1 protein-coding gene is annotated in these 1,304 nt (G+C 67.7%); it reads left to right on the forward strand.

What is annotated here, in order from left to right; all coding sequences use genetic code 11:
- Window positions 1-69: 69 nt before the first annotated feature.
- Window positions 70-1,274, forward strand: a protein-coding gene (locus tag I5Q34_RS34255; protein ID WP_199896408.1) for an IS3 family transposase whose coding sequence is annotated in 2 segments (ribosomal slippage) — window positions 70-358 and window positions 358-1,274 — 1,206 coding nt in all. Because the reading frame shifts where the segments join, the coding sequence is not laid out codon by codon here.
- Window positions 1,275-1,304 lie beyond the last annotated feature (30 nt).

The following is a 1,304-nucleotide window of genomic DNA, read 5'->3' on the forward strand; positions in this document are numbered from 1 at the left end:
GGACCTTTGCCCTGAAAGTTGGACACCCTAGACACTGGATCGTGATGGTCCAGGAGAACGGGAGTCCCTGTGGGGATGAAGCATTACCCGCCGGAGTTCAAGGCGGACGCGGTCGCGCTGTACCGGTCGCGGCCTGGGGTGACGATCGTGTCGGTCGCCGCCGACCTCGGCGTCAGCGCGGAGACGCTGCGTAACTGGCTGCGCGTGGATGACAAGAAGAACGGCGGGAAGCGGGGCACCGCGCCGGCCGGGACGCCGTCGGCCGCGGAGCTGGAGGCGGAGGTGCGGGCCCTTCGCAAGGAGGTCGCCGAGCTGCGGACCGAGCGGGAGATTCTGCGCAAGGCGGCCCGGTATTTCGCTCAGGAGACGAAATGGTAGACCGCTTCCGTTTCGTTGAGGACCACCAGCGCCGCTACGGCGTCAAGCGGTTGTGCACGGTGCTCGGCGTCGCCCGCTCCAGCTTCTATCACTGGCGCAAGACCGCTCCCGCCAGGGCCGCGCGGCAGGCCGCGGACGCGGAGCTCGCGGAGCGGATACGGAAGATCCACGCCGAATCGGACGGTACCTACGGCGTCCCGCGGATCACCGCCGAGCTCCGTGAGGACGGGTCGCGGGTCAACCGCAAGCGCGTCGCCCGCGTCATGCGCGCCGTCGGGATCGCCGGGCTCCGTCTGCGCAAGAAGCACCGCACCACGATCCCAGACCCTGCCGCCGTCAAGGCGTCCGACGTGATCGGCCGCGACTTCACCGCCGAGCGCCCGAACACCAAGTACGTCGGTGACATCACGTACTTGAAGACAGGCAGCGGGAAATTCCTCTATCTGGCCACGGTCATCGACCTGTGCTCGCGCCGCCTGGCCGGCTGGGCGATCGCCGACCACATGCGGGCCGAGCTCGTCATCGACGCCCTGGCGGCAGCCGAGCGGACCCGCGGCAGCCTCAAGGGCGCTGTCATGCACACCGATCACGGAGCGCAATACACGAGCGCCGCCTTCGCCGGGGCATGCCACCGCGCCGGCGTGATCCAGTCCATGAGCCCCGTCGGCAGCTCGGCCGACAACGCCGCCGCGGAAAGCTTCAACGCGACCTTCAAAAGGGAAACCCTGAAGGGAAGAAAGGGCTGGTCAAACGAACGCGAGGCCCGCCTGGACGCCTTTCGCTGGCTGCACCGCTACAACACCCGACGCCGCCACTCCCGCCTCGGACAACGCTCGCCGATCGCCTATGAGAACGCCATCAACGAACCGTCAGTTACGCTGACACAAGCCGCATAATCCGTGTCCAACTTTCGGGGACAAGGCCCG

This window comes from Streptomyces sp. AV19 (genome assembly GCF_015999245.1).
Taxonomy (GTDB): Bacteria; Actinomycetota; Actinomycetes; order Streptomycetales; family Streptomycetaceae; genus Streptomyces.